Origin of the sequence: Sphingobacterium sp. UBA865, assembly GCF_002295765.1 — a bacterium.
Taxonomy (GTDB): Bacteria; Bacteroidota; Bacteroidia; order Sphingobacteriales; family Sphingobacteriaceae; genus Sphingobacterium; species Sphingobacterium multivorum.
The window spans coordinates 1-21,436 of sequence record NZ_DBGB01000037.1 but is presented as its reverse complement, the minus strand read 5'-3'; the positions used below and the strand labels follow the sequence as shown (position 1 = coordinate 21,436).

Here is a 21,436-nt window from a genome sequence, read left to right as displayed (position 1 = left end):
AGAAAGTTGAATGAACGCTGTCTAACTAATCGATCAGCGCTACAATTGCTGGATCTTCGGGATCTGTTTTTGGAGGAAAATGCTTGATAAGCCTGCCGTTTTCATCGATCAGATATTTCTGAAAATTCCACAGGACAGCAGAACTTTCTACGCCGTTCAAGCTTCTATTTGTTAACCACTGATAAATAGGCGCTTGCCGCTTTCCTTTAACATCAATCTTTGCTGCCATCGGAAAAGTTACGCCGTAATTCCGTTGACAAAAAGCAGCTATTTCGGCATCTTTACCAGGTTCTTGGTCTAAAAAATCATTTGATGGAAAACCTACAATGACCAACTTATCACTAAATCTTTTATACAAGCGTTCGAGTCCCTCGTACTGTGGTGTAAATCCACATTTAGAAGCGGTGTTTACAACAAGTATCTTTTTACCTTTAAACTGCGCAAAATCGATGGACGAGCCATCCAACCCCTTCACTTTAAAATCATATAGCGTAGCTGACTTCAAGGCCATATCTACTTTAACATTACCATTGGTGAATAAATAATAGGCTACACCTGCTGCGATTACCGCCACGATGAATAAAATTATAAAGAGCATTTTTTTTATTTTTTTTTGAAACATGACAATCTATAGCTACACGAAACCACCCCAACATCGTCTGAATTTAGGTCGATGAATACCCTTGGACCTAGGACCAAGGATGGTACATGACAACCTTGCCGACCAACGCTGTACAAGACAAAACGTATGCTGCGAAGTTTTATAAACGGTAAGCGCAACGTTCATCATAGATTAAAGTTACTAAAGAAAGTCTGAATTGAAAATGAAAAGTGCTTTTCTGATCGGATAATAAAACCCTATAAAAAACCGAATCTTCATAACGAAGATTCGGCCGCACTATTAAACTATATAAACCAATTGTGTTCGTTAAAAGTTGACTTATTGTGGGGAGGTTGGTCTATTTGGGTTCAGCGGTATCTGTCCCTTTAGCATCTTTCCACCGTCCATTGTGATCCGGAGATAGTAATCCGAAGAACAAGCAGTCCCATCTTCATCCATGGATTTAATCCCCAGCCCAACCGGAACATCCTGTTGGGTTGCAGCAGTCTTCGCGATCTGATTGGATTCGTTGTACTCATCAAACATAGACACATACATACTCTTGACACCGAGCGAAGTCAGATTATAGAATTGTCGCCACATAAAATCACCATGTTTTCTTTGCCCCTCCTGCAGTGAGCCCGGCAATACACAGGGCTGATAGTCTATGTTATTTAAATTACAAAACTGTAGATCAGCATTTTGGATATGCTGTGCATAATGATCCACGTCTGCAATGGTTCCGATACGTCCTACCATCCAAGGCGACAACATATCAAATGCTTTGTAAACGTCGATGTAGCCCTGCCTCGAATCTCCCCCTGCTTGTGCCAGCCTCCAATGTGTTGGCGTGCCGCCCACGACATAACAGCCTTGGTCGCGAAACCACTGGATCACATCCAGACAGACGGCCGCCGACCAGGGATGGTTGTTGTCATTAAAACCAAATCCCCAAATACCGACCACAGGCTTGCCATTCTGTTTGGCATAGGCTGGAGACTGAGTATATTGTTTCATTAGATTTAGCCAATCATTTTTTATCTCAGCCTGCATATTAACCCAGGCCGACACATCATACATGATATAAAATTTGACACCGTGTTGCTCGGCGGCAGTTTTAACTTTAGCGGTAATGGCATTGCGAATGGGACCTTCTATCCCTGTGGGATTAAATCGCTGCAATGCCGCCGTGTGGATACCATAATCCTTCATCCATTTAACCTGGACATTGACTGTCCGATCGTCAAATGAAGAAAACAAAGACGCAGGTGAACCATTGCCCAACGCCGGTAAATTGCTGTTGTATTTTTTTTGGTATTCACTATTGTCGGGCCAAGAAGGAATATGGAAATTACCCTGGGACGGCGTCTGTTGCCAGGCCTCGGTCCAGTGCCACCAATGTGTTCCCATGGGAGAATTGTCGCCAGCGCAGGAAAACCAGCCCTGGTATCCCACAGTAATCTGGCCAACAACATCGCCTGTCGCGGAAACTCCATTATTGCCATTTGCCTTTTTGGCCTCCTCTTTCGGGAGCGGTTGCTCCATCATCTTTTCGCTCTTCGAACAGGACGCCAGCAAAGTTGCCAACAAGAAGACCGCACATAATTTTGTTTGCTTTTTAATACTCATAATCAAGTGATTTTTTTTATAAATGGTTGAAACTGGTTTATACATATTGGTTTATTTCAATGCTGGTGCCCATACTGCTTCGCTGTTTTGAAAGGCCAAAAATTTTATTGGGCTTATTCTCGAAATCAAAGTTATGAGGTACCATTAATGAACTATTAACAAGAAATTAATAGCTTCTATAAATGGGTATGAAACGAAAAATTATTTATAAATATATTGGTGGGCCTAAAGCAATTTTGCCGTATATTGAAAAGAAATATTACAGCAATTTATCTATAAAGAAGTATTGATCTAAGCGATCTGATGGGGTTTTCTTTCGAAAAAGAAAACAATACGATCTAAATGCTGTATATTAAAGGAGCTCAATGGTCGGTTTTTTTGACTACAACTATTTATTCTTTAACAGAAGACCAAAAGTTCATTTGAGTAGTCGTTTTTTAACTCGAATAAATTAAACTAATATAAACACCAATCCGATTTTCTATGAAAATTACGTTAACATTAACCCTTATCATGTTTGTACAAGTCCTGTTTGGACAGAAGTCTTTAACGCCTCAATGGCAATCGGACACTACCCTAAGATCTCCAGAGTCCGTTTGGGTAGATGCCAAAAACAAAGTACTCTATGTTTCAAATACGATTGCCTTCGAACCTAACACAACGGCATTCATTAGTAAACTGGATATGGACGGAAAATTTATCAAAAAAGATTGGGTGACAGGATTAAATGCTGTTTTGGGCATAGGAATCTACAAAAACCGGCTCTATGCAGCGGAAGCATTCGCTAAATCGATTGCCGTCATCGATATAGATAAAGCAAGCATCGTTAAAAGAATTACCATCGATGGTGCTGAGCTGCTCAATGACATTACAGTTGACTCAAAGGGTATTGTTTATGTGAGTGATACGCGACTTGGAAAAGTATATCGCATTGAAAATGACACCCCTATGCTATATGCCGAAAATCTCAAAGGTGCAAACGGACTGCTGGCTTTCGGCAAAGACTTGTATGTGTTATCGGATGGTGCTCTTGTTAAGATAGATCAGGATAAAAATACCACTGTAATATCGAAAGGTATGGAAGGTGGATTGGACGGTGTCGTACAAATTAAACCCAACGAATTTGTAATTTCGGGCTGGCAAGGACTGATCTATCATGTCAAACCTGACGGCTCCAATACGGTATTGCTTGATACACGGGACAAGAAGATAAATGCTGCCGATATCGGTTACGACAAATCTTCGGGTATGCTTTATGTGCCTACCGTTAGGAGTAACAGCGTTCAGGCATACAAACTGGACTAAATGATTTAATGGATATACAAGTAGATGAAGCTTTCCACGTTTACCCCTTATACCAAGTCATTTAGAAAGGCTTTTTTGATTATTCCCTTTTTCGTTGTAATTGATGTGTTTTGCGAAATTGTACAACCTCGTCTAATGTCTATTATTGTCGATGACGGAATCTTGCATAAAGATATCAACTACATTTTGAAAATTGGATTGGCCATGATCGGGTTAGCCATCGTTGCCATCGTTGCCAATTTGTGCAACATCTATTACTCTGCACATGCATCTGTGGGTTTTGCGACGAATCTCCGGACTGCCCTGTTTCGAAAAATACAATCTTTTGCTTTTGCGGATACCGATTATTTCAGTTCGGCGTCGCTTACTACGCGGCTCACCAACGACACCAATATGATGCAGCAAGTCATGATGATGTGCTTGCGTATGCTCCTAAGGGCACCCCTTATGATGGTTTTTGCCATTATCTTTGCGGTTTCTATAAATAAGGATCTGTCGATCGTAATGGCCATTGCGTTGCCTATATTAGCCTTAAGCATTTTCATATTATTACGCAAAGGGCTCCCCTTTTTTATCAAGATGCAGCAGGCGGTCGATCGTGTCAATAGTGTTGTGCAGGAAAATCTACTCAATGTGCGGGTGGTAAAAGCTTTTGTCCGCCAGGATTTTGATAAAAAGAAATTCGACAAAGTCAATTTCGACTTGATGGATGTTGCGACCAAAGCTTCAAGCATCGTTGTCCTTATTATGCCTGTTATGCAATTGGTGATGGGCTTGTCGCTTGTTGCCGTGACCTGGTTTGGCGGACAGAAAGTAATGACCGGAACGCTTGCGCTTGGTGGACTGATGTCCTTTCTAAGTTATATCACGCAGATCCTTATTTCTTTGATGTTGCTCTCATTGACTTTCATGATGATTTCAAGGGCAATCGCTTCGGGTGATAGAATTGAAGAAGTTTTAGAGAAACAGCCTTCCTTATCGGATACGGTGGAAGGTCTCCAAAACAGATACGCTATCACAGCAGGACGGATCGCCTTTCAGCAAGTCACTTTTCGGTACAACAAACAAAGTGAGAAACCCAACCTCGACAACATTAGCTTCGACGTGAAGCCTGCGAGTACCTTAGCTATCATAGGTGGCACAGGTTCCGGAAAGAGCACGTTGGTACAATTAATCCCACGACTGTATGATGTGTCAGAAGGTAGCGTGTTGGTCGATGGCATCGATGTCAGAAATTACCAACTACAGGAACTGCGCAGCGAGATTGCGATTGTCTTGCAGCAAAATCAACTTTTTTCAGGAACTATTTTAGAAAATCTCAAATGGGGAAATGAGCAGGCAACGGATGAGGATATTTATGCTGCTGCCAGGACTGCCTGTGCAGACGATTTTATACGCTCCTTCCCCACCGGATATCACACGCTACTAGGACAAGGGGGCGTCAATGTTTCGGGAGGACAAAAACAACGCATATGTATTGCCAGGGCTTTATTGAAGAAACCTAAAATCTTAATTATGGACGACAGTACAAGTGCTGTGGACATCGACACCGACCGAAAAATACGTGAAGGTTTAAAAAATTATCTGCAGGATACCACACAATTGATTATTGCACAGCGTATTTCAAGCGTCATGCACGCCGACCAGATATTGGTCATGGAAGAAGGCCGCATTGTCGGTTCCGGATCACACGAGATACTTCTGCAAACAAATACCATCTATCAGGAAATTTATCAGTCCCAACACCTGCAAAAAGAAGAAGCCTAATGAGTACCTCAAACAAATCCATCCCCGTGAGTTTACCCGGCCCCGGAAGTTCAAGACGCATTAAAAATGAAAAGCCCCAACAGGGATTTAGGGCTTTATGGCGATTGATGCGCTACCTGTCTTTGCAACGGCTGATGCTTCTGCTGATTTTAATTTCACTTTTGCTGGGAACTGCGGGAACACTAGCGGGCAACTACCTTTTACGGCCTGCAATCAACAATTATGTACTTAAAAAAGATATTGTTGGTCTAGGACATATCGCCCTCGTCATGATCGGAATTTATATCGCTACAGGAATCTTCAACATGTTGCAATACCGGCTGACCATAAAAGTTGCACAGAAAACGATTTCCAACCTCCGAAATGAGCTGTTCGACCGCATGCAGTACCTACCTTTGCAGTTTTACGATACCCATCAACATGGTGATCTGATGAGTCGCTTCACCAATGACATGGATACCGTAAGCGACGCCCTAAATAATAGCATTACACAACTTTTAATCAGCTCAATTACCTTGTTGGGGACACTCGCCCTCATGCTGTATATCAGCCCTATCCTATCTATTATTGCATTGATCATGATCCCCCTTATGTTATATCTGGCGAAACTGATCATCAACAAAAGCAAGCGTTTTTTTGCCGCCAACCAAGCTGCACTCGGCAATGCCAATGGCTATGTAGAGGAAATGATCAGCGGACAAAAAGTGGTGAAGGTCTTCGGGCACGAAAACGCCGCCATCGAACAATTTGAACAGCTTAATCAAGTGCTCCGGGAAAAAGCAACAAAGGCACAGTTTTATTCTGGCATGATGATGCCTTTGATGGCGAATATGAGCACCATTAACTACGCGCTGACTACCATCGCAGGTGGTATTCTAGTGATCACACGTGGATTCGATTTAGGGGGATTAACTGCATTTTTACAGTATGCACGGCAATTTGGACGGCCTGTCAATGAGATTTCCAGTCAATACAATAGCCTACAGGCAGCGTTGGCGGGCGCAGAACGTATTTTTGCCGTTATTGACACGGCTCCTGAAAGTGAAACCGTCGATCCGCAGCCAATGCCGGCACCGGTGCAGGGCCAAGTGACACTATCGCATGTAAATTTTGGTTATGTACCGGAAAAACAGGTTTTATTTGATATCGACATCGACGTAAAACCAGGTCAAAAGATCGCTTTTGTGGGTGAAACTGGTGCTGGCAAGTCGACAATTATCAATTTGCTGCCTCGCTTCTACCCTTTGCTATCCGGGGATATTCTGTTAGATAAGACATCGATTTTTAAGCTGGACCGCAATGAACTGCGTAAAAAACTATCTATTGTATTTCAGGACACCCATTTGTTTACCGATACGGTTATGGAAAACATCCGGTATGGCCGGCTCAGCGCAACAGATGATGAAGTGATAGCGGCAGCGAAGCTTGCCGCAGCGGATAGCTTTATCATGCAATTGCCACAAGGGTATAAAACCGAATTGACCAATGATGGAGCCAATCTGAGTCAGGGACAACGGCAGTTAATTAACATCGCCCGGGCAACTATTGCCAATACGCCAATCTTAATATTGGATGAAGCGACCAGCTCGATCGATACACGAACTGAAATCGCTATTCAGGAAGGTATTGACGGGTTAATGCAAAACAAAACAAGCTTCGTCATTGCCCATAGACTCTCGACCATCAAGAATGCCGACGTCATCTGTCTGATCGAAAAAGGGAGAATCGCAGAGTTCGGTTCGCATACAGAATTGCTAAAGCAAAAAGGTAAATACTATCGTTTGTATATGGGACAGTTTGACTGATCATCCCGAAGCTTTAACACCCTACTTATTTCGTGAATACTGTATTTATTTCGTGGCAGAGGATCTTTTTTGAACGGTACAGCGGCTTGCAAAATACGAGATCATCGATTTTCTGAAAGATGGCTACAACATTCTGACATTTGGATACATCTGCCGTCAACTTTACACAGAACTTTGTCTCAAGAAAAAAAAGATTATGAAAGTATTTATAACTGGAGCTTCGGGCTTCATAGGTTCAGCAGTTGTTCAAGAAATGATCGATGCGGGACATCAAGTATCTGGTTTAGCACGCTCAGAAAAATCAGCAGAAATAATCACCAATTTAGGTGCTCAGGTAATCCGTGGCGATCTTGTTTAAAACAAAAACCAAACTTTCGCCCCTGGAATTTCGAGCGGGCTTTCACTAAGTTAGTGAAAGCTAACCGTGACCATCGAATGGCCGTTGGATTCAGTAAAACGGTCCATCTAGGTATGGACATTATAATTTTAGGGGCGGAGATCAAAAAATAAACAGCAGACCAAGCAATAGCTATTATCCGGTCTGCTGTTTGAAACAACAAAGCTTATTTTTCTTTATGATCTTTAATTGTATCTTTAATCGCTTTCGTTTCTTCGGCGGTCTTTTCACTTATTTGATCTTTATACTTATCAAATTCATTTGAGACCTTATCAGCCACATGGCCTGCTGTTTCGCTAATCGAGGATGACACATGATCATACTCTTCTTTCACTTTATCGGCTACTTCTTCGAATGTGTGTTTTGCCTGTTCATTGAGGTCTCTTGTTTTTTCCTTGATTTTTTTCCGCGTTTTTTTTCCACTATTCGGTGCCACTAATAGACCGACCAATGTACCAACTGCTGCTCCCGCCACCATTGCGAGAAGTAATCCCGTTGAATTATTTTTTCCATTGCACATCTTTAAATTCTTTAGACAATCGTAATTAAGCATATATTTCAAAATGATTATGTTGTTAAACTTCTACAAGACCAAACAAAAAAAGCAAAAGATTAGTTTGTCATATTTTAAATAGTGTACAACTAGATTACAGCATCACATGAATCGAAAAGCGCTAAAGATGATCGTTCGGGAACGGCCCGGATCAAATAGATCTACTGGATTCGATTTTTTAGTTCTGACCCCAATTCAGTGTTAATTTTCTTTTGTTTGAAGTATTGAAAAATGACCGCAATAATAAAAAGCACAAAGAGGACAAGAAGGGTCTGTCCAATAATTGGATCATTTATATCCTTTGCCAAGGGATGTCCGACCGGAACTCTGGTAAAGGTCTCATTAACAGTAGGCACCAGCGACAAGAAGAAACTAAATGACCATAGAAAATTCTCAAAATACTGAGACTTCGTACTACTTTTCTTCGTTGCGTGCAGCCAATAGGCTACCGTGACAAGAACCAAGATGAAGAGTGAAAAAACATGTCCAGCATTGAAGCCGCCCTGTTTCGAAATTCCTAATGCCGTAAGAGAAGTGATGGCTGTCGCATAAAAATATAACTTCCCCGATAATACTGTAAGATTGATCTTACCATAGCTGATAAATCCTAATACAGCGCCTAAAAGTGCTGTAAGACCAATAACTGTGTGGAAAACTCCTAAACCTGATAAATTCATTTTTTCTATTTTTAACGTTGATAATTTCAAATAAATGTTCCTGTAATGTAAGGTCGTTGTCACGCTTTCACGGTACAGTCCATGGAATAACTACCCTTTAATGAAACACTACAAAGTTGCAATAGAATAAGGAAAATGGTTTTTTGATTTCGTTCAAAGATTTGATGTTTTAGTTCAAAAAACAGGACTACAATCTTCTTGGAGAAAACTTGGTCCCCTCGATCAAAATGGAATACTATATACAAGTCACCATTGGTTTTTAGTTGCTTTTAAGCTGTCGACGATAATTTGTTGGCGATATGTGGTATTTGTCACTAAAACTCTTTGTAAATGTTGCGAGGTCGTTAAATCCACAGTTAAAGGCAATTTCGGAAACACGCTGATCGGAAACTAAAAGGAGCTCTGCCGCCTTTTCGAGCTTCTTATTTTTGATATAACTGGCAGGTGTATCCTGATATAATTTGGCAAACTCTCTTTTAAATGAAGAAACACTCAGATTATTCTGTTCCGCAAGCTGCTCAATGGTTAATTGGGAAAACAGATTGGCTTCAATGATCTGTTTAAACGAATAGGTATTTGAAGAAAAAAGCTGTGATAATATCACCCGTATGACCGACGCGTTTCTCGTTTGGGACAGGAGCAATATAATTTCTTTTAATTTGAGCACCAGTATATATTCATTGATCAATGAAGGATTTTCAAAATAAAACAGCAAGCCTTCCACATATTTCTGGATCAGAAAATTATTGTCAATTTTTTCTTTTGATTGGTTTGAAATGGTATTTTCAGGTTCAAGCAGCAACGAGGGCAACTCTCTATCGTAAACTTTCTTCAAGGTATCTGGATAAAAAGTGACGATTAACAGCTGACAATCACGCGTTGGATTCACATCGTGGATTCGCTTTCCAGAATTAATACAATTCAGCAATAAGGAATAATGTTTCGCAATAGTTAGCTCTTCGTCATTTGCCTGGTATTGCATCTCCCCTTCCAGCACATAGAGGAAGCAAGCCTGTTCCGCTACTGGAAATTCAAACGTAAATGGTGCCTTCAATGCGATTTTCTGCATCATCGGTCTTCCAAATAGCTCATATTTTTTGTAATCATTTACCATTGTACCGCTCAATTTCTCAAATTTAACGATTGAGTTCCGTATACTTAAAATGACGGTTGTGCAATCGAGTCTTATTTTTTAAAATTCCGTTAAAATAGATTCTTCCAATCGATGTATTTTAAATTCGTTAAACACCTGTTAATATTAGTCTAAATTTACGTCTATTTTAACACCAAGATCTTTGCTGCTTGCCTTTAAAACATGATCTACCCAAATACATAACATAGACTGTTTTCCAGGTTTGTTTTGATCCCAGTCTTCTTTCCAGACAATGTCTATTGTTTTCCCGTGATAGGCTAAGTTTCCGAGGTAAAAATAATCCATTTTGCCAGCAGGTATCAGCGGCTGAACCTGAAAGCTGTTGTGATGGGATGCCTCAAATCCAATGAGATCCGCTATGATTATGTCTGGATAGGTTGAATGAAAATAATCATTCTGCCCGCCAAATTGCTCACCATCACTTGGTATATACCATTCACCGATATTTGGGTGGGCATAACCGTGGAGCCGTGTAAGCTTCATAATTTGTTCGTACAGGGTCTCTTTGTCCTGCGCAGTGATTTGATTTTTATAATTTCTTAAATAGTTGCTGTATGCTTTATAGACGACTGAGTTTTGAAAAGGCCATCCTCTGCCGTTCCAGGCATAAGCCTGCTCATTATAATAGGGATGTTGTCTTTCGGCCGTGCTCATTCCTTTATGGTTATTGAAACCTTTTTCGGAAGTAAACATCGCCCAAGCTACCTCATACATTTTATTATCCGCATGCGGTATCATATTGAAATACCACGGGGTATAACCAACGGATTCCCGCACCCGCGCTTCGTAATCCCGTACACCATAGGCATTGTCTCCGGCTGTCAAGGTATAAAAAAAACCATCATCTGCATTCCAAAGTGTCCTGAGAAATTTCCGCTGTATTTCCTGGCTTCTGAATTTATAGTAATCTGCTTTCGCCTTATTCTTAATCGAAGGATGATGTTGCTCTTCCTGTCTATAGAGATTGTACAATGCGTTGGTATTCCCAAAGGAATAGCTTCCAACGGATGGGCGCACCAGATAAAAATCAGGATAACCTTTGGTAAAGGCCAATGGAAAGTCTTTCGCCGCAGTCGTATTTGCAGCCTTTTCTGTCGTCCCCCAACCTAAATAAAGATCTCTCCATGTACTATCGGTATAAATAGCATAGGGCCCTTTACTCTCAATCAAGCCAAGCACCGCCGAAAGGCTGAATTCCATACCATCGTACAGATCCAGAATTTTGTACATGCCGTTGGTCTTCGCATCGGGATTTTTCACAGTGAATAGGCTATCCAAAAGGTACTGATGGTTCTCCATCGCGGGAAGCATCTTTTGCGTCCAGGCCTGATCGGGATGAATTTTTAAAAATGATTCAATACCATCGACCATCCAGCTGGAAAAATGAACACTTTCGGGCCTGCTCAAATGGGTCAAAAAATTACCGTTTTCCCGTTGATTTAATTTGGAAGCTGATCCAAGCATAAAATATTCGGCATAAGATCGAAGGTATTTTGGATCACGAAGCCAACGTACATCGTAAAACTGATGCGCTGTTGGGCAGGTAATCGCTCCACTCAAGGATCCCCAGGCGGGATACCCGAAAAATTCTGTTATAACCCAATATTTCTTTGAATCATGTGGATCGTAATAATCCCGAAGATGCTTGCTGATCATCCACCAACGATAATTATACACGCGATTTAGGGTATCGTTGGAACTCTCAAAATACGGAATATTATTGACTAAAAAGTCTTTGTTGTTGGATTCGTCAAAAGCTCCGTCCGATTTTGGCCGGTGCTCGAAAGCATTGAACTCCTTTATATTATCTGTTAGATTATTTTTCGCCACTTCCTTTAAACGATCAAGTTCAAGCTGATATATCGACTCCTGCTTCCCAGAAAATCCGCGGTTACTCGAACAGGAAAAAAGAACACCTAGAACCAAAAAGGCTGTGCTGCTTAAAACAATAGAATTTAAAAAAACGTAACGATGTTGTCTTTTCATGTGGTTATATGGAATAGAACTGGAACAAAGACCTAATCAACAGAATTTTTATGACAATTAAGCATGGTGGAACAAATCGACGTAAAATTGATACAATGTATCATATTGCAACAACCGTATTTATATAAAACTCAAATATTCCCATTTTCACATAAAAAAGTATCTTTTTCATATTCTTTCTACTGCTGTTCTAAGCTACATTTGTTCCATAAGTAAACTTGACTCAAGAGAAGTAATTGCCGAAATGAATGGAGATGCCTATCTCATCATTTTAAATTTCTGAATTGATTCGATAAGAATACTGTAAAAAGAATCCTACAATACTACACTGAAAAACATTTTGTGGAACGACGCTGTCGTTCCACATTTTTAATTTATTAAACCGGTCTTTACCCCACCTTCTACGGCAGCCACTTTAGCTTGCTCGCCGGCTTTTTCATGCTTAGTCTCCGGTAGTTCCTTCCGTTGTCATTTTAATTTTATGGATTGTACCATCTGGACGGTAATTTAGGGTGTCTATGCATATCGAACGGCTAAAACTGCCTCCATCTGGATTAATTCCCCCATTATGGTAAATGAAATACCATTGGTTTTTAAAAGGGACAATTGCTTGATGGTTCGTATTGCTGTTGCCTGCTATTTCATTCAGAATTCCTTTATAGACATAGGGGCCTTCGATCTTATCGGCCATGGCATAAGCGATCTTCTCCGGAAATTCCGTGGCATAACTCAAATAGTATTTTCCATTGCGCTTGTGAACCCATGGTGCTTCCGTAAAAGCTAGTCCTTCAAAATTCACCTGTTTTATTTCGCCATCAATCTCAACCATATTTTCTTTGAGCTTTGCGTAGTAACACTCGCGGTTGCCCCAGAAAATCCAGGCTTGACCATCATCATCAATAAAAACAGCTGGATCGATACAGGCCCAGGAATGGGAAGAAGCAAAACAGTCTTTGTTGGTCAATAAGGGTTTTCCCAATGCATCGCTAAAGGGACCTTCGGGTCTGTCTGCGACAGCAACCCCTATTCCGGACCAATTGGAACTGATGTACCAGTAATATTTTCCATTACGTTCGGTAACATGTCCCGCAAATGCATCGCCGCTTTTTGCCCAGGTAAAATCACTTATGCGCAAAGACACGGGATATTCCGTCCAATTTTTTAAATCCGTTGTAGAATAAACGATCCAGTCTTTCATCTTATAGCCTTTCTGACCTCCTGCAAAGTCATGACCTGCATACAACCAAAGTGTATCCCCCTTAACTAATGCTGCCGGATCGGCCGTAAAATGATGCTTAATAATCGGATTTCCCTTTGCGGTAAAATGATACCGGTCATCCGCAGCCACAGGAGCTAGCAATTCACCAGGTACACCGCCCCATTTATTGTTCAGAAGACGAGACTCTTCCTTGCTGATTGAAATCACACTTCCATGTCGCGGATTAAAATTCTTATGAAAAGGTTCAGGTTTTGAAGAGAAATTAAAGAGATCATCTGTGCGCTGAAATTCGTATCTTCCATTCGCATACAAATCGTACATCAAGATATAATCGTTTGTTCCATTCAACTTAAAAAGGCTAGATCCTTCGACAACAACAGACGTGTCTGCGTAGGCATCGAGATACCGGAAGTCTTCTCTCCATGGTCCTTTTAAGGATTTACTTGTCGCCTGCTGAATTCCATTTTTTACTTCTTTTCCGGCAGCATCTTTTGTATTACCCTTAAAGAAAAAATGATATAGCCCATCTTTATAGACAATGTCGCCATCAATACCGCCAAATTTTGGACTGAACAATAAAGTAGGTTCCTTTTCAAAGCCACTAAAATCTTTATTCGCATAGGCCGCATAAAAATCAAGTTTATCATTCTCATGCGATTTCACCGTAAAATACACCAGGTATTTTTTTTCAGCCGGATCGTAGATCGTCTGTGGTGCCCATACCCATTTTACGTTCTTAAATTTTTTAGGGTATAACTTTGCCAGGTCAACAGTATTGTGTTTCCAGTCCGTCAGATTATCAGATCGCATCAAAATAATACCCGGATTACTTCCCCACCCATTCTTTATCGTAAACATATCAGTTGCGACCATATAAAATGACTTTTTGTCCTCTCCCCTAAGGATGTGCGGATCACGAATCCCTCCCGTTTGGGATATATCCGCCGATGACAAAATAGGTTTATTGTTATTTAATGCAACCCAGTTTTGCGCATCCTGACTGACTGCAAATCGCAATTGCTCTTGTGTATTTTTATCCCCCGAACCTTCAAAATATGCAAAAAGATAACCCGCCTCCTTATCTGCATTGTATATTTTTTGCGCTATGACATTGGTAAAACTCATTAATGCAATACTCAATACCCCTATTTGTTTTAGTTTCATGTTTGATCAATTTTTAGGTTTTTCTAAATGCTCATTTGCCAAGTAAACCTTCTTTATTACACCTTAACCATGGATTATTTAATGCACAAATTCCAAATTATCTTGATCGAAGGGATATTCAACACAAATTTAAATTTGCTCAAAAACACTTTTCCACGAAGCTGTAGAAGAATACGATACGAGGTTTACTTTTATTAATGTCAAATATACATTTATTATTTAAATAGGCGATATTTTTATGGTAAGTACCGTTTAAAACGGGACATTTTCCAGGGGTAAAAGTCTTGAATCCAAGATTGCTGCAGTACGATGCCCTATAATCTTCATATACGCTGGATTTTGTTCAAATGAAAAAAAATCGGACACACTTCGCTGTTTGATCAGCAGACAAATATCCCACTGCTCCTGATCGGGGCCTATCAGAAACTGGTCACCATGCCCAACAAAAAGTAGCTCACCGCCGCTTTCTTCCACAAAAGGTTTGGCTAGCTTTATATAATTCATGAAAGCATCGTATCCCGAAATTTCTTTGATTGGCGCAATCTCCGGAAAATTAGTATAGTCCGCGATTTTCCTCAACTGAATTAAATTGAGATTGACAATGGGGCCTTGGATATTTTTCAATGCCAGATTCCTTCCGGCTTCATAACTCGGATACAAATACGTCTTTCTTGCCATATCAATAGATACTTGTTGTTTCACTCACTTTACTCTTCAACTCAGTTGCAGCATGATGTACAACTCTTTTATAATCAATGATTTTGTCGTTTTCAAATGGAATAATAACTGCATTTTCAAACAGGAAATTTCCCTCGCCCAATTGGTTCCAATCCGCCTGTAAGTTTTTATTGTCAAATTGCCCCATGTTTAACATAAATCTGATTCTGTTGGAAAGAGCCGTTAAATTCAGGCTATCTGCGATATATGTTTTATTTTCGACCCTATTGTAAATTGTTAACACTCCCATCAATGGTTTACTGTCCAAGAATTCGGCTTTCAATTGCTTTTTATCTATTTTGTTCATGTGTTTTTAAATTAAAATTATAAATCTCCGCCCAATGACTTCAATTGCGCAGCAAAAATAAGGAGATCTGTTACGGCCATTCCGTCCAATAGCTTATTGGCGATGTGCTCAGCTGTAACAGTCGCCTCCTTTAAAATTCGATCACCAGCCGCCGTAAGCTTCACATAACTGACCCGGGCATCTCTATCATTGTGCTCTTTTACAACAAGCCCCATCTTTTCCATGGGGGAAATAATCCGTGTAATTCCTGAGGCTGTTAAACCGGTACTTTCAGCCAGATCAATTCGCCGTAGCCGGTTACCGGGAACCTGGCTTAAAATATGTAGGATCAGAAAGTCTGTCAGACTTAGTCCATGCAAGCTCAACCCATCAAACTTTTTGGTGATGACAGATTGAACTTTTACAATGTTCAGAATCGTATTAATCGCGTTCATAATATTATTGTTCTTGTTATTTGCATAATACTTGACAACTCAAGTATTATGCAAATATAATAGTTTTATTTAAATGGCCGAATAGAATAAAAGATTCTGCCAACAGCGCGGTTACACGACAGCGCAATAAATCTATTTACCTTACGAGAGAAGTTGGTTGGTATAAAACTACACTTAGGTGTAGCCTTGATTGACATAATCTATAATATTTTTGGACAAATTCTAATCGATAGGAGGCTAAAGCCAAAGATTTTCAGAATATGGAAAGGAAAGAATCCTCAAATATTAACAAATTTATTACCTATAACATAGTATAAACATGACAAATTGCAAAAACTGTGGGACAGATATAACGCTGAATTTCTGTCCGAAATGCGGACAGCCAGCGGTCCTTAAAAGAATTGATGCGCATTATATCGTCCACGAGATTGAACATGTCCTTCATTTCGAGCGCGGCATCTTGTACACGATTCGTGAACTCATTACCACACCCGGAAAAAATGTAAAAAAATATATTGCCGAGAACAGGAGTCGCCTGGTAAAACCCATTATTTTTATCATCATCACCTCGCTGATATACTCTGTAGTAAGCCATTTTTTTCATGTAAACGACAAATATGTGAGCTATTACGAATCCCAACATTCTACTACGGGTTCGATATACCTCTGGATCCAGGATCACTATGGTTACGCCAATATCATGATAGGATTGTTTCTCGCTTTTTGGGCGAAACTATTTTTTAATAAATACGGTTTTAATTTTTTTGAAATTGTCATCCTGCTGTGTTTTATTTTGGGAATCACGATGTTGATCTATACTATTTTTGCATTAGTTGAAGGTGTAACACATACAGGTGTTATGGAACAGGCTAGCATCGTCGCTATGGTATATAGCGTTTGGGCTATTGGACAATTTTTCGACCCCTACAAAATACCCAGTTGTTTAAAAGCGCTCGCTGTTTATATTTTAGGTTATCTGTCATTTACTGTTGTCGTCGTTATTATTGGTCTATCGATAGACTTAATTTTAATGAAAAGATAGGTTATCCTCCTTTTTCCGTCCTTGTGAAACCTTTTAAAATAACATGATGGGTAAGTTTGCGCTGTAAACTTACCCATCCTATTACTCGTTGCCTGTTACAGATTATTTCTCAGATATCCCTGAAAATTATCTTGAAACTGAAGGCCGGACCCCAGTCTATATTTACTTAATTTATTGTTGAGGGTAAGTCCCCATAAAACGAATTCAGTCAGAAAATGGAGATCTTCGGGTTTCGTTTCCGGTTGGTATTGCTGAATTAAAGCATGGATAGGCTTCACTTGATCCAAAACCTGCCCGTACGCCAAATCGTTGAGTTCATCAGATAATTCGATTCCTTCTGATTCCGAAAACCAACGAACAATATCATCGTAGGGATAACGCTCGTTTTCTCTTTCCAGTTTCTCAATTTTTGGGAATAAAATCGGGAAAAGGCTTTTAATCGCGTTTTCTATCAGCTGCACTGCAACGATACCCGCTCCTTCTTGCTCGCCTTCATAAACGAGCTCAACTTTGCCGGTTATCGCAGGCACAATACCCATAAAATCACTCAGCCGTACTGCAGTTGCTTGTTCCCCACTTCGGAGCATGCGTAATTCAGCGGTACTTAATAAGTTTTGAAATGCTGTAATGCTCATACGCGCACTCACGCCGCTCTTTTCATCAACATATTCACTATTTCGTGCTTCAAAGCTTATCTGCTCAATCAATTCCCTAGCCAGCTCCGGGACATATATCTGCTCCTTCTGGGCCGCTTCCAAGTTCGCCTCCTGCGCAGTAATTGCCTTTGCTATCTCAACCGATGCGGGGTAATGTGTAAGTATCTGCGATCCAATGCGATCTTTCAGCGGCGTCACAATACTTCCTCTATTGGTATAATCCTCCGGATTCGCTGTGAATATAAATTGTACATCTAACGGCAAGCGTAACTTAAAACCGCGGATCTGAATATCTCCCTCCTGTAATATATTGAAGAGGGCTACCTGGATTCTAGCTTGAAGATCAGGTAGCTCATTAATGACAAATATAGAACGGTTTGCCCGAGGAATCATACCAAAATGAATCACCCGATCGTCTGCATAGCTCAGTTTTAAATTTGCGGCTTTGATGGGATCTACATCACCGATCAAATCAGCTACTGTCACATCAGGCGTAGCCAGTTTCTCCGCAAAACGATCACCTCTACCATGCCAGCTTATCGGTGTATCGTCGCCTTTCTCCTTCAGCAACTCTATCGCATAACGCGATATGGGGTTAAACGGATCATCATTAATCTCTGAACCTTGAACCACAGGCACATATTCATCCAATAAGTTGACCATGAGCCTAGCGAGACGTGTTTTCGCCTGACCGCGAAGGCCCAAGAAATTAATGTTGTGTTTGGAAAGTATTGCTCTTTCAAGTTCTGGAATTACGGTATCTTCATAACCATGTACCCCATTGAACACGGTTTCACCCGTCTTTATTTTTGTAATCAGATTCTGACGCAATTCTTCTTTTATTGTTTTAGGTTTATAACCCGAAGTTTTTAATGCACCAAATGTTGTAATCTTCGTGTAATCCATATATTCTTATCGTATTCTTTTTTTTCGATTTTCTTCGTAATCCTCAAAGATCATTTCACCTAGATCCCCAAGTCCCGTGTAATAAGCCTTCCCTTGATTTGAAGCTGTAAACTCGTCGACAAATTGCTGTAGATAAGGATCCGAAGCAATCATAAAGGTTGTAATTGGTATTCCCAACTTTCGAGCCTGCGCAGCCATACTATAGCATTTGCTGGTGATAAAAGGATCCAAACCCATAGGATTCTTATAGTAAGTGCCGTCCGGCATATTTAAACAGCTCGGTTTCCCGTCGGTTATCATAAAAATTTGCTTATTCGCATGCCGTTTTCGCCTTAGCAAGTCCATCGCTAGCTTTAAGCCCGCGACGGTATTGGTATGAAATGGTCCAACTTGCAAATAAGGCAGGTCTTTTATCGCGATAGGCCATGCATCGTTTCCGAAAACAATGACGTCAAGTGAGTCTTTCGGGTAACGGGTCAAAATAAGTTCTGATAAAGCCATCGCCACTTTTTTTGCAGGTGTGATCCGATCCTCGCCGTATAAAATCATACTGTGGCTGATATCGATCATCAACACTGTACTCATCTGTGACTTAAACTGTGTATCTTCTACGACGAGATCATTTTCGGATAAGGCAAACTCACCTATCCCATGATTGATCTGTGCGTTTTTCAAGCTCTCCGTCAAAACTATTTTCTCCAGGCTATCTCCGTACTGATAGTTTCTGAAATCGCCCATATTTTCGTCACTCCGTCCCTGGTGATTGGTTTTATGATTGCCTGATTTCCCTTTCCTCATTTTCCCAAATATCTGGTCCAAGGCATGCTGACGCAAAGCTTTCTCCAGCTTTGAGGTAATATCTACGCCACCTTCACCACCAAACTCCACTTTTTCCCTGATATAACCTTTATTCTTCAGATCCGCAATGAAATCGTCTATCGTATAGGCTGGCGTCGTCAGTTTGAACTCTTTATCCAATTGCCTAAGCCAGTCAATGGCTTCATCAAAATCACCAGAGGTATGGGTAATCAGTTCTTTGAAAATGTCAAATAATTTATCAAAGGGCGTTTGAAACGGCTCTTCATATTGTTTGAAAAGAAAACCTTTCCTTCGTTTCGTGCTTTTCATGCATTCCTCTTATTAGTATGAAGAAGCTATCCAACTCCTGTATCGGATGCTTCATAGTATGAATTTACGAAATAATAATTTTTGTGAGCACCGTACATCCATTTAACTTCAAAAACTGGCTATAGTATGACGCATCAAAAATAAGGTACACTAAAATTAATAGCAGTCTTGTTTACTTAGCCCGATTTTTTTGGGTGATAGCATAAAGCGCTATTGGAAAAGCGTAAAAAGCCACAGAGAATTGGCATTCTCTGCGGCTTCTTGATTTGGTTATTCCAAATAGGATAGAATTACCTGAATAAGTACCAGCTTAATAGAGCAGTTCCAAAGTCGGTTTATTGGCGGCAGCTTCCCTACTACTAAAAGACATATCATTTGTAGAAGAGGCCGCAGCTGTATTTAAAAATAGAAAGGATGCTTTACGATCAGTGCCGGTCAGCAATCTATTAATGGCCGAAGTGACGTCGATGGTCTGTAAACCTATCCCAGAAATAGGAATTTTACCGACAAGTACAGTATACATTGGTGCATTGTTCCAATTAATGCTATTTTCCAACCAAGATGTCGTGGAGGTTGTATAAATATTAATAGTACGTTGTGGTGCTGTATTCACTCCTGCAACATACATTTTTAATTTTGCCGAACTCACTTTAGGTTTAGTAATCATCGAAATATCAAATTTAGTATACGCTTTACGTGCGTAAGATGTAGCGTCGGATTTGATGACAAGATCAGTTGTAGTTCCATAATTTGTACTTGCATAGGTACCGTTGCGGACATAGGCATCGGCAAGAGAGCTTCCGGCATTGGCTACAACAGCATGCTGAAACGCTCCAACGTCTGGATTACCCAATGGCAGCGCATTTCCAGCGAAATCCTCGCCTCCATTCTTACTTATAAATACACCGGCATTAAGGGCGGCCGAACTGGAACCGACATCATAACCTTTTGCAGCGTCAAGGCCGTTTCCACCGATTGGATTGACAAATACCGGATCTTCATAGAAATTGTTGTTCCGCACGGTAGTTCCCCAGTTCAATGACGTAAATGTACTCGACGGGAATAAACAATTATTGTTAAACTTCAGTCCGTTATCGGCTTGGGTAGACAAACTACTAATGGTCGAGGTCGTGTAAAAAATATTATTTGAAAATGTTGCATAAGGCTTTCCTGAACTTACGCCATTCATGACGTTAAACAGGCTGGCGGTTGGATTTTTGATATAGAATACATTATTATAAATCTCACGGGAATCGTATGTCGTTTTTTCGATCAAAAAGAGCTTTTTTAACCGTGTTGTACCGATATCGTTAACAGAAACGTTATAGCGAACTTTAATATTCTTAGACTGGTTCATAAAAAGCATAAATCCGCCGTTGTTGTCATGCGAATAATTGTATTCGAAAATATCTCCATCGGTTACTGAATTGGTATCGTAGCCATCGGCATCGAACGCGACTCCATCGTTAGCGCCCCCGCCTGTCATACCGTAAACTTCATTATAAGCCACCAGCGTATTCAAGCTACCAATTGTCCAAATACCCCCATAATTTTCAGAGCCTGTGTTCATACATGCCTTATAGACCGTATTGTGTGTGATTTTACTTCCTCCCGTCACGCCGGACATAACGATTCCGTCGCCGTAGATATATTCAATCAAATTGTTATCGATAATAATATCTTTTGATCTTGCTGCCATAGCCCTATCGCCAGTGGTCCTTATCCCTTCAACGGAACAATTGGCTACGTGGCAACTTTGTACCAAAGCACCGTATATTTTACCGTCTAAGATAATCCCGCCAGAGCTTTTGTTATAATTGGTCTGTCCATCGATCGCACCATTGACGTCGTGAACATAACAATTTCTAACGGAGACATTGCTAATTGCTGTTCCTGCAGAACTGCCTCCAACCACGCGGATCCCCGTAGCAGCATAACTTGTTCCGCTTGGGATTGTATTTGTCAGTTCGTATCCATTCTACCAAGTACA

Annotated in this window: 18 protein-coding genes; 5 read left to right on the top strand and 13 right to left on the bottom strand. The window is 40.5% G+C overall.

What is annotated here, in order from left to right; all coding sequences use genetic code 11:
• Positions 1 to 25 precede the first annotated feature (25 nt).
• Positions 26 to 598 (bottom strand): glutathione peroxidase, encoded by a 573-nt coding sequence (locus B2O97_RS20115; RefSeq protein ID WP_115049519.1) that lies wholly within the window; start codon positions 596 to 598, stop codon positions 26 to 28.
• Between the two features lie 342 nt (positions 599 to 940).
• A complete protein-coding gene (locus B2O97_RS20110) occupies positions 941 to 2,230 on the bottom strand; it encodes a glycoside hydrolase family 71/99-like protein (protein ID WP_070568815.1) in 1,290 nt (429 codons plus the stop codon).
• Between the two features lie 483 nt (positions 2,231 to 2,713).
• Here B2O97_RS20110 and B2O97_RS20105 point away from each other — a divergent pair, with 483 nt between their 5' ends.
• The 4 genes from B2O97_RS20105 (at position 2,714) to B2O97_RS20090 (ending at position 7,465) form a co-directional block, all read left to right on the top strand.
• Positions 2,714 to 3,535 carry a hypothetical protein gene (locus tag B2O97_RS20105; protein ID WP_070568602.1) on the top strand — a complete coding sequence of 274 codons (822 nt, stop codon included), beginning with the start codon at positions 2,714 to 2,716 and terminating at the stop codon, positions 3,533 to 3,535.
• A gap of 24 nt (positions 3,536 to 3,559) precedes the next feature.
• Positions 3,560 to 5,302: an ABC transporter ATP-binding protein gene (locus B2O97_RS20100; RefSeq protein ID WP_286709497.1), complete on the top strand. Its 1,743-nt coding sequence runs from the start codon at positions 3,560 to 3,562 to the stop codon at positions 5,300 to 5,302.
• Entirely contained in the window at positions 5,302 to 7,107 is a 1,806-nt protein-coding gene (locus tag B2O97_RS20095) for an ABC transporter ATP-binding protein (RefSeq protein ID WP_286768019.1), read from the top strand. Before B2O97_RS20100 ends, B2O97_RS20095 begins: the two co-directional genes overlap by 1 nt.
• A gap of 196 nt (positions 7,108 to 7,303) precedes the next feature.
• Positions 7,304 to 7,465: an NAD-dependent epimerase/dehydratase family protein gene (locus B2O97_RS20090; protein ID WP_115048126.1), complete on the top strand. Its 162-nt coding sequence runs from the start codon at positions 7,304 to 7,306 to the stop codon at positions 7,463 to 7,465.
• Positions 7,466 to 7,670: 205 nt separating this feature from the next.
• Here the strand turns inward: B2O97_RS20090 and B2O97_RS20085 are convergent, their stop codons facing one another.
• The 8 genes from B2O97_RS20085 to B2O97_RS20050 form a co-directional block, all read right to left on the bottom strand.
• Entirely contained in the window at positions 7,671 to 8,024 is a 354-nt protein-coding gene (locus tag B2O97_RS20085; RefSeq protein ID WP_286754488.1) for a YtxH domain-containing protein, read from the bottom strand.
• A 194-nt stretch (positions 8,025 to 8,218) separates the two neighbouring features.
• A complete protein-coding gene (locus B2O97_RS20080) occupies positions 8,219 to 8,734 on the bottom strand; it encodes a hypothetical protein (RefSeq protein WP_070568619.1) in 516 nt (171 codons plus the stop codon).
• Between the two features lie 259 nt (positions 8,735 to 8,993).
• Positions 8,994 to 9,860, bottom strand: coding sequence for an AraC family transcriptional regulator (locus tag B2O97_RS20075; protein WP_286768018.1), 867 nt, complete (start codon positions 9,858 to 9,860; stop codon positions 8,994 to 8,996).
• 132 nt (positions 9,861 to 9,992) lie between these two features.
• A complete protein-coding gene (locus B2O97_RS20070; RefSeq protein ID WP_286768017.1) occupies positions 9,993 to 11,873 on the bottom strand; it encodes an MGH1-like glycoside hydrolase domain-containing protein in 1,881 nt (626 codons plus the stop codon).
• Positions 11,874 to 12,315: 442 nt separating this feature from the next.
• Positions 12,316 to 14,256, bottom strand: a complete 1,941-nt coding sequence (locus tag B2O97_RS20065; protein WP_286768016.1) for a family 43 glycosylhydrolase — start codon at positions 14,254 to 14,256, stop codon at positions 12,316 to 12,318.
• Positions 14,257 to 14,508: 252 nt separating this feature from the next.
• Positions 14,509 to 14,934, bottom strand: a complete 426-nt coding sequence (locus B2O97_RS20060; protein WP_070568634.1) for a DUF1330 domain-containing protein — start codon at positions 14,932 to 14,934, stop codon at positions 14,509 to 14,511.
• 1 nt (position 14,935) lies between these two features.
• Positions 14,936 to 15,280 (bottom strand): GIY-YIG nuclease family protein, encoded by a 345-nt coding sequence (locus B2O97_RS20055; RefSeq protein ID WP_070568637.1) that lies wholly within the window; start codon positions 15,278 to 15,280, stop codon positions 14,936 to 14,938.
• Positions 15,281 to 15,297: 17 nt separating this feature from the next.
• Positions 15,298 to 15,714, bottom strand: coding sequence for a MarR family winged helix-turn-helix transcriptional regulator (locus B2O97_RS20050; RefSeq protein ID WP_070568640.1), 417 nt, complete (start codon positions 15,712 to 15,714; stop codon positions 15,298 to 15,300).
• 319 nt (positions 15,715 to 16,033) lie between these two features.
• Here B2O97_RS20050 and B2O97_RS20045 point away from each other — a divergent pair, with 319 nt between their 5' ends.
• Positions 16,034 to 16,756 carry a DUF3667 domain-containing protein gene (locus tag B2O97_RS20045; protein WP_286768015.1) on the top strand — a complete coding sequence of 241 codons (723 nt, stop codon included), beginning with the start codon at positions 16,034 to 16,036 and terminating at the stop codon, positions 16,754 to 16,756.
• Between the two features lie 95 nt (positions 16,757 to 16,851).
• On the opposite strand, the gene B2O97_RS20040 is transcribed toward B2O97_RS20045, so the two are convergent.
• The 3 genes from B2O97_RS20040 to B2O97_RS20030 all read right to left on the bottom strand — a co-directional run bounded on the left by B2O97_RS20040 (position 16,852) and on the right by B2O97_RS20030 (position 21,367).
• Positions 16,852 to 18,318 (bottom strand): sigma 54-interacting transcriptional regulator, encoded by a 1,467-nt coding sequence (locus B2O97_RS20040; protein WP_286768014.1) that lies wholly within the window; start codon positions 18,316 to 18,318, stop codon positions 16,852 to 16,854.
• Between the two features lie 6 nt (positions 18,319 to 18,324).
• On the bottom strand, positions 18,325 to 19,446 hold the full coding sequence (locus B2O97_RS20035) for a vWA domain-containing protein (RefSeq protein ID WP_286709500.1): 1,122 nt from the start codon (positions 19,444 to 19,446) through the stop codon (positions 18,325 to 18,327).
• A gap of 310 nt (positions 19,447 to 19,756) precedes the next feature.
• Entirely contained in the window at positions 19,757 to 21,367 is a 1,611-nt protein-coding gene (locus B2O97_RS20030) for a DUF7594 domain-containing protein (RefSeq protein ID WP_349675902.1), read from the bottom strand.
• Positions 21,368 to 21,436: the final 69 nt, after the last annotated feature.